Source organism: Clostridium senegalense JC122 (assembly GCF_000285575.1).
Lineage (GTDB): Bacteria > Bacillota > Clostridia > Clostridiales > Clostridiaceae > Clostridium_J > Clostridium_J senegalense.
Genome location: NZ_HE611050.1, coordinates 670,141 through 679,122, shown reverse-complemented (window position 1 = coordinate 679,122; position 8,982 = coordinate 670,141). Strand labels below are relative to the sequence as shown.

Here is an 8,982-nt window from a genome sequence, read left to right as displayed (position 1 = left end):
GAAAATTAGTTCTGGAATTGGTAGTATTTAATATAACTTTTTATCATTTCTTAATGATAAATAAAAAAGGAGATGTAAATAATGAAAGGAAACATAGAAGTACGTAAAGCAAATATAAGTGATATAAATAGAATAAATGATATTATGTTTTGTATTAATGAGTTAAGAGCAAAAAGTACAGAATATGATGATTATAAAATCTATCATTCTAGAAGTTCTTTAGAAGAAGTGTTAAAAGGTAATAAGGATGAAATGATATTTATTGCTGTGGAAAATAAAAAAGTGATAGGAATGTTAAATTTTTCATTTAATAATCCTAACTATATGTTTTTTGCAGATAAATTTATTTATATAAATTATTTATATGTAGATACAGATTATTTACAAGATGAGTATAAAGTAGAATGTGTTACTAAAAAATTATTTGACAATACAATAATAGAAATGAAAAAACATGGTTTTAAGTATATATGTGCAGATGTGCTTAATAAAGAAGATGAATTAAAGAAAATACTAGAAAAAAATCATATGAAAAGTTATAGACATAGATTATGTAAGAAAATAAAAACTGTTTAAATTAAATAATCTACTTTAGGGAGAAATTATGAAAAAAATATTAAACAATATATGGGAAGTAGCAAAAGAATACAAATGGCAGGAATTAATAGGTTTAATTTTTACTATTTTATATACAATTGCTGTATTTATATCTCCAATTGTATCTAGATATTTGATTGATGAAGTTATCCCAAGTAATTCACTTGACAAGCTAAAAATAGGAATATTAATATTTTTTGGAGGGTGTATATGTCAACCTATATTTGGATATCTAAAAAATAGAGTATTTATGAAAATAAGTGAAAATATAACGATAATGTTTAGAGAAGAGATGTTTAATAAAGTAATAAATGCACCTATGGAATTTTTTGATGGATGTAATAACGGAGCGATTGTATCTAGAATAAGTAATGATGGTAGAAATGTAAGTGAATTTATTACTAACTTTTTCGTTGTTGTTGTAAAAAATATAGTGCTAATAATTATGATTATTATTGGAATGTTAATTTTATCTAAAGAAATTACTTTAATGGTTATTTTGTTATATGCAATATATTTTTTTGTTAATTGGAAAATATCTCATAAGTTTAGTCCAATGTCTAAGGATATTCAAGAAAGTTATGATCAAATATGCATAAAAATTAACAGGAGTGTAGGATTGGTTAATACTATTAAAGCATTTAACCAAGAGGATAAAGTAAAAAAAGAGTTTAAAGAAATAATAGAGAGAAATTATAGGAACAATTTAAAGTTCAGAAAGTTAAGTATGTTAATGAATAGTGTTAGCAATGGAATAATGATAACATCATTATCTATTGTATATGGAATAGGAAGTTTGCTTGTAATGGATGGAAAAATAACAATAGGAACAGTTGTAGCTATAGGGTTATATTTTCAATTATTAGTACAACCCATATATGAATTGTTGAACAGTAATATAGACATACATACAATAATACCGATATTTAATAGAATTAATGAATATATGAATTTAAAAACTGAAAGAGCTAGTAAGCAAGAAAATGAAATCCTTTATATTAAAGAGATAGAATTAAAAAATGTTAATTTTAAGTATAATAATGGAAGTGAAGCAGTAAAAAATATTAATTTAAAATTACCATCAAAAGGAATTTTTGCAATAGTTGGAGATTCTGGTGCAGGTAAAAGTTCTTTAATAAAGTTATTAAGTGCATTTTATGATTCCTATGAAGGTGAAATAAAAATAAATGAGAAAGAACTAAAAGAATATGGAGTAAGAGATGTTAGAAGTGTTATAAGTTTAGTATCACAAGATATAGAATTATTAAATGAATCTATTAAAAATAATATAAAAATGGGTAGAGATATAGAAGATTTAAAGATAGAAGAAGTTATAAAAAATTTAAATTTAGAAGAATCTATAAAAAAGTTAGAATTAGGTTATGACACTGTAATTAATGAAAGAGTTAATTTATCTGGTGGGGAAAAACAAAGGTTATCTATTGCTAGGGCATTGGTAAAAAAATCATTAATTTATATTTTTGATGAACCAACAGCTGCATTAGATACTATAAATGAAAAAAGAGTAAAAGACATATTAGAAGAATTATCAAAACAGAGTCTTGTGATTATAATAACTCATAATTTGAGTTTGCTAAATAAGGCCGATTGTATTTATACAATGAAAAAAGGTGAAATAGTTGAGGAAGGAAATTATGAATATTTAACTAAAAAAGACTCATATTTTTCTAAACTTATGAAAGAGCTTTCTAACAAGTAATATAAGCAGTTAATTTATAAGCTTAGAAACAAATATTGCTTATAAGATAAAGTTAGAAAGAGGTGGTTGGAATGAGAAAAATGATTGTAGGATTTGTAAGTGTTATTATAATTACTTTAATTTTAACTTCATGTGTTCAAAAAAATAAAAATAAAATAAAATTTAATAAGGAGATTGTTCCATATAGTAAAGAAGAAACCAGTGATTACAGTTATGAAATAAAAGGTACTTCACTTGAAGTAAATAATAATTGTGGAAACTTAAAAATAGAGAAAAGCAATATAGATAAAATTAAGGTTAGGATAGAAAAACTTGTTGGTGGAAAAAGTGAAGATAAATTGCAAGATGCACTAGATAGTATTAAGTGCACTTTAGAAAATGAAGTTGTTAACATAAATTCAATTTGGAAAGATAAGACTACTATAAATTCAATTAATGTAGAAACTACTATAATTGTTCCAAATAGTATTCAGTCAATAAATATAAAAAACAACATTGGTAATGTTAATATAGCAGGTAATTATGATGACTTAAAAATTCACATAGAAAATGGAGAAATATCATATAATGGAAACTTAAAAAAGGAAGTATATTTTTAAAAATTGGAAGTATTGATTTGAATTTTCAAAGTTTAAAGAGTGATTATAGTTATGATATTAATGGTGAAATTATAAATGGAAAAATTAAAATACCAAAAGGAATTGAGTTTAACGTTATAGGTTCTATGGCTGAAAAAGTTAAAATTAAAGATGAAATAAATATTGATGAGGATGGAGCATTATTTGATATAAATGCTAAAGTAGGAAATATAAATATAGAAAATTAGAATGAAATTTGGGGGTATGCTTATGAATTTTGTTATTAGAGAAGCCAAATTATCTGATTTAGATAATATATTGGAATTATGGAGAGAGTTATCTGTAGATCAATTAGGAAAAGATAGTTATTATAAAGGAAACTTAGAATTTAATTGTGGTACTAATCAAATTAAAGAGTCTATATTAAATGATAATTGTGGAATGTTCGTTGTAGAATCTGGTGAAGATATTCACGGATTTGTGGAGGTATGGATAAATAGAAAGGATTTTGCTTTTGAAAATGATGATTATGCATATATATTGCACTATTATGTAAGGGAAAAAAGCAGGGCTGTAGGAAACATATTTTCTATTATATACCGTCTTTATAAAAGTGCTGAGGAGTGGTCTATAGGTAAGGGGAAGGAGTATGTAGTGTCAGATGCTTTTGAACATAATAAAAAAATAGTTAAGTTGTTAAAAAGAGTAGGTGTATCTAAATACAAAACACGAATGGTAAGAGAAATATGAGGTTATTTTTTAAAATAGCATTTAACAGTATAAAGAAGAACAAGGTTAGATACATATTACTAACATGTACATTAGTTTTATCTACAATTATTATGTTAGCTACATCTATAATAAAAGATTCTGCTATTAAAATTAGAGAGGATCAACTTAGAAAAACAACTTTAAATAGCCAATTGTTAATAACAAAATCTGATGAAAAAAATCCTTTTTTCAACCCTGAAGATATTATAAAGTCTATTAAAGATATAGAAGGAATAAGTCATGTTGTACCTAGAATAGGAGGTATAGCAAGAGACATTAAAACTTTAAAGAATATAAATGTTATTGGAGTTAATTTTACTAAACAAAAATCTGCATTCCCAATAGAATTAATAGATGAGTATGAAATTAAAGATACGGAAAATAAAATTATAATTAATGAAAAATATGCAAATGAAAATTCTTTAAAAGTAGGGTCTAAAGTACAACTATCAATTCAAGATAAGGAAAAAGAATTTATTATAAGTGGGATAGCTAAAAATACAGGTGTGTTTAATTCAAACATGAACACTGCGATGATTAATATTAGTGATGCTCAATATCTTTTAAGTCAAAATGAAAATGTTTATTCAATTGGAATAACAATAAAGAACCTAGATAACATAAATAATATGATTGAAGAAATAGATTCTAAAATTTCATCTGATTTTATAATTCAACAACGCTATGACATAGATTATTTTAAATCATATGTAGGCACTATAGATATGGCATTAAAAATAATTGGTATACTATCTATATTTATAACACTATTTTTAACATATTCAACATTTTCACTTATAATCTATGAAAGGTTACATCAAATAGGTATATTAAGAAGTTTGGGAATATCAAAAAAAGATATTGCCATAAGTGTTATAGTGGAAAACTTACTTATAGTCATAAGTTCAATAGTTATAGGCAGTATATTAACTGTTCCATTTGTGAAAGTAGTTTTAAATTATATAGTACAAGATGGATATTTTAACTTAAGTTTGGTGAAATTTTTATGCATAGATGTCCTAATTGTACTTTTCAGCATCATGGTAATAGTAATTTCTTTAAAAAATATACTTAAGATGTCTGTTATAAATCTTTTAAAAGGTATAGATAAGAAATCTTATAAAAGCAAAGGAAAAAAATATTTCAATATTTTTGTGGGGTTTTATCATTATCACTGTCAATAGTAATTTTAATTAGAGAATATCAAAGTGAAAATGGAGTATTTTTATTAATTTTAGGTGCTCTTTTACTTATTGCTGCTTTTGTATTATTAGTAAAAGTTTTACTAATAATAGTTAATTGGATTTTGAAAAAAATTCTTTCTTTGTTTAAAGGTTCAATTAATATTTTGTTTAAAGAGTTTATAATGCAGTTCATTAATATATTAGACATAGTAGTTATTATTTCAATAATTGTTTCATCTATGTATATAAGTGTTGCACTTAAAACAATGATAAACAATGGAGTAATGAATATATATAGGACTGCAGATATAATGCTAAGTATAGATGGTTCGGTGGAAGAGAATTTTCATGATGAAATTATGAATATAAAGTACATCAATAACTCTTTATTTCAATCAAGAACAACAGAAACTATTAAAGATGTTAAAGTTGACATTGCTGGAATAGATGGCATTGATTACAAAAGAAATTTTTCAACGGAAATAATTAAACAAGGTGGACAGGATATATTTGAAAAACTTGATGATGAAAAAAATATTATAATAACAACTACATTCAGTAAAAATACTGGTATTAAAGTAAAAGATTCATTAAAAATTAAAGATGTAAGTTATAATGTAATTGGAGTTGTTAGTAGTTTTGAAAATATGGGAAAAGTATTATTTATATCTAAGGATAATTTTAAACAGGATATAAAAGTAAAAGATAAGGATATGTGTCTTATAAAGGTTGAAAATGATGATGAAATAGAAACTACAATATATGAAGTAGAAAAGTTGTTTAAAAATAAATATGAAAATAAATATTCTATACAAGAATTATCAGTTCTTAATAAACAGAATAATGAGAATAATAAAAAAATATTCAATATAGTAAATGTTTTAATATGTATTTCTACTTTAATATGTATAGTTAGTATGAGTAATAACATTACTATTAATATTTTATCTAGAAAAAAGGTATATGCTACAAAACGAGCATTAGGAATATCTAAAGAGTATTTGAGTAAATGTATTTTATTTGAAGCTATAATATTGGGAACTTATAGTGGCGCTTTTGGAGTTGGATTAGGTGCTGTATTAAGTAATTATATTAATAAAGTTTTATCTTATTATATTGGAGATATGGTTTTTATTAAGAATGGTAAATTGATGATAATACTAGTTTTAATTTCTATATGTATGAGTATTATTAGTTATATATATCCTATAAGAAAAATATCTAAGATAAATATAATAGATGAAATAAAATCAGATGACTGATAAGGGGATTGATTATGAGTATATTAAAAGCTATTAATATCAAAAAAAAGATTAATGTAAGTGATAATTCTTATGAAATATTAAAAGGTATTAATTTAGATGTTAATGAAGGTGAATTTTTAAGTATAATGGGTCAATCTGGGGCTGGTAAGAGTACGCTATTATATATTCTTAGTGCTTTAGATATACCAAGTGAAGGTAGTATATTATTTGAAAATAGTGATATATTTAACATGAAAGATGCTAAGTTAAGTAAGCTAAGACGACAAAACTTCGGGTTTATTTTTCAGTTTTATAATTTAATAGAAGATTTAAATATTGAAGATAATATATCAATTATATTTGAATATGATGGAATACCTAAAAAAAAATATAAAGAAAGATTAGATTTTTTACTAAATAAAGTTGGTTTATATGAGAAAAGAAAATGTTATCCATATCAATTGTCAGGAGGACAACAACAGAGAGTAGCTATAGCGAGGGCTTTGATTACTAATCCTAAAATTATATTCGCAGATGAACCTACAGGTAGTTTAGATTCGGAATCTGGTAAAAATGTATTAGAAATATTAAAGGCGTTAAATGTAAATGATAAGAAGACTATTGTAATGGTTACTCATGATAAATATGCAGCTTCCTTTAGTGATAGGATTATAGAAATAAAAGACGGTAAGATTAATACTAATAATAAATAAATTTTAAGAATAAACCACCTCAAATTCTATTTGAGGTGGTTTATTCTTTATGAAATTAAGTTATATAATACCATACATAGATTTTAAAGCAATAATTTAAAATCTATGTATAAAAATGATTAACACGAACAAAAAAATAAAAAATAAAAAATATACGTAAAATTCATTGACTGTTTTAAAATAAACTGATATTATAAAGATGAAGAATATACGAAATAAAAAAATAAAAATAAAAATAAAGTTTGCAATGATACGAAAAAAAAGCTTTTGGAACTTAAAATGTTAAGGAGGAATCAAGATGGAAAATTATTTTGCATTACAAGATAGTGCAACAGATGTAAAAAAAGAAGTTGTTGGTGGAATAACTACATTTTTAACTATGGCCTATATAATAGCAGTAAATGCTAATATTTTAGGGGCAGAAGGAGTAGGTATGCCACCAGGTGCTATAGTTACTGCTACTTGTTTAACAGCAGGATTAACAACTATATTTATGGGTCTTTATGCAAAGTTACCCTTTGCATTAGCACCAGGCATGGGATTAAATGCTTTCTTTGCATTTTCTGTAGTTTTAGGTATGGGAATATCTTGGCATGTAGCATTAACAGCTGTATTTGTAGAAGGAATTATATTTATTTTATTATCTTTAACCAATATAAGGGAAATGGTTGTTAATGCTATTCCTACAAATTTAAAATATGCAGTAACAGCAGGAATAGGTTTATTTATTTCATTTATAGGATTTATTAATGCGGGAATAGTTATCAAAAGTGATGCTACAACTGTTGCTATGGGAAATTTAATTAGTCCAACTGCTTTAATAGCTGTTGTTGGAGTGTTGGTAATAGTTATACTTTCTAAAAAGAATGTTAAAGGTGCTATACTTTGGGGGATTTTGATTAGCTCTATAATTGCATGGGGGTATGCAATTATATCACCAGAATCAGCATTATCTTACGGCATATCATTACCAGAGGGAATATTTAAATATGAATCATTAAAGCCTATAGCATTTAAACTAGATTTTTCTTTTTTAATTCTAAAGCACAAATTATGCAATTTATAACCATAGTATTTACATTCCTATTTGTAGACTTTTTCGATACTGTTGGAACATTGGTAGGGGTAGCATCTAAAGTAGGTATGGTAGATGAAGATGGAAAGGTTAAAAATGCAGGTAAGGCATTATTAGTTGATGCTATAGGAACTACTGTAGGATCTATTTTAGGAACATCTACTGTTACAACTTATGTTGAAAGTTCAGCAGGAGTAGCAGCAGGTGCAAGAACAGGCTTAGCTTCAGTTGTTACAGGAATATTATTTTTAATGGCATTATTCTTTTCACCAATATTTATAGCAATACCATCAGCGGCTACAGCGCCAGCACTTATAATAGTTGGATTTTATATGATTGATAGCATAAAAAATATAGATTTTTCAGACTTTACAGAAGGGGTGCCAGCTTTCTTAACAATAGCATTGATGCCTTTAACTTATAGTATAGGAGATGGATTAACAATAGGTGTTTTAGCTTACGCTAGTATGAATTTTATAAGTAATATAGTTAGTAAAGAAAAGAAGAAAATTTCGCCAGTAATGTATGTTCTAGCAATAGTATTTTTTATAAAAATTATAGCTTCTCATTAATATTGACATTAAAATTTATAATAAGTAAATCTTCAACAAAGAAATTATTACTTTGAAGATTTACTTATTTTTATATAAAAATTTAATTTAAAATATGAAACGTAAAAGTTTATGTATATATAGATATGCAGGATTAGTGGATTAAGTGAAAAATGTTATCAAATGATAAAATAAACAGGTTATAAGACGTAGAAATTATATAAATATAAAAATAAGTTTAAAGTGATTTAAAAAATAACTATATTAAAAAAATGCTGTTTAACTTAAAAAGATTAAGTTTAATAAGATATCTTAATTAAATAATAGCAAAATTAAAGATAAAACATTTATTAGGCTTTGTTAATGACATAGTTGAAGCAGACGAAGGGTTCTTAGCATATAACTGCAATATGTCAAGATGTTTTCGTAAAAGAGGAGGAATAAGTTAAAAAGTGGTATAAAAGTGGTATATAAGTAAATAATGGGTTTGTGCTGGTACAGCACTTGATAGAGACGGTAATATAATAATTGAATTGTTGTATACTGGCA

6 protein-coding genes and 2 pseudogenes are annotated in these 8,982 nt (G+C 24.8%); all 8 read left to right on the top strand.

The window, feature by feature from the left end:
* Positions 1-81 precede the first annotated feature (81 nt).
* The 8 genes and pseudogenes from CSGHG_RS03805 (at position 82) to CSGHG_RS19795 (ending at position 8,454) form a co-directional block, all read left to right on the top strand.
* Positions 82-576: a GNAT family N-acetyltransferase gene (locus CSGHG_RS03805; protein WP_010292849.1), complete on the top strand. Its 495-nt coding sequence runs from the start codon at positions 82-84 to the stop codon at positions 574-576.
* A gap of 28 nt (positions 577-604) precedes the next feature.
* A complete protein-coding gene (locus tag CSGHG_RS03800) occupies positions 605-2,317 on the top strand; it encodes an ABC transporter ATP-binding protein (RefSeq protein WP_010292847.1) in 1,713 nt (570 codons plus the stop codon).
* 71 nt (positions 2,318-2,388) lie between these two features.
* Complete coding sequence (locus CSGHG_RS19805; RefSeq protein ID WP_235700103.1) at positions 2,389-2,916, top strand: hypothetical protein; 528 nt, start codon at positions 2,389-2,391, stop codon at positions 2,914-2,916.
* Positions 2,917-2,933: 17 nt separating this feature from the next.
* The gene (locus tag CSGHG_RS24085; RefSeq protein ID WP_235700102.1) at positions 2,934-3,143 is read left to right on the top strand and encodes a hypothetical protein; all 210 of its coding nucleotides are present in this window, start codon (positions 2,934-2,936) and stop codon (positions 3,141-3,143) included.
* A 22-nt stretch (positions 3,144-3,165) separates the two neighbouring features.
* The gene (locus CSGHG_RS03790) at positions 3,166-3,645 is read left to right on the top strand and encodes a GNAT family N-acetyltransferase (RefSeq protein ID WP_010292845.1); all 480 of its coding nucleotides are present in this window, start codon (positions 3,166-3,168) and stop codon (positions 3,643-3,645) included.
* Positions 3,642-6,112 (top strand): annotated as a pseudogene (locus CSGHG_RS24820) (ABC transporter permease). Before CSGHG_RS03790 ends, CSGHG_RS24820 begins: the two are co-directional and overlap by 4 nt.
* A gap of 14 nt (positions 6,113-6,126) precedes the next feature.
* Entirely contained in the window at positions 6,127-6,807 is a 681-nt protein-coding gene (locus CSGHG_RS03780; protein WP_010292841.1) for an ABC transporter ATP-binding protein, read from the top strand.
* A gap of 298 nt (positions 6,808-7,105) precedes the next feature.
* A pseudogene (locus CSGHG_RS19795) lies at positions 7,106-8,454 on the top strand (NCS2 family permease).
* Positions 8,455-8,982 lie beyond the last annotated feature (528 nt).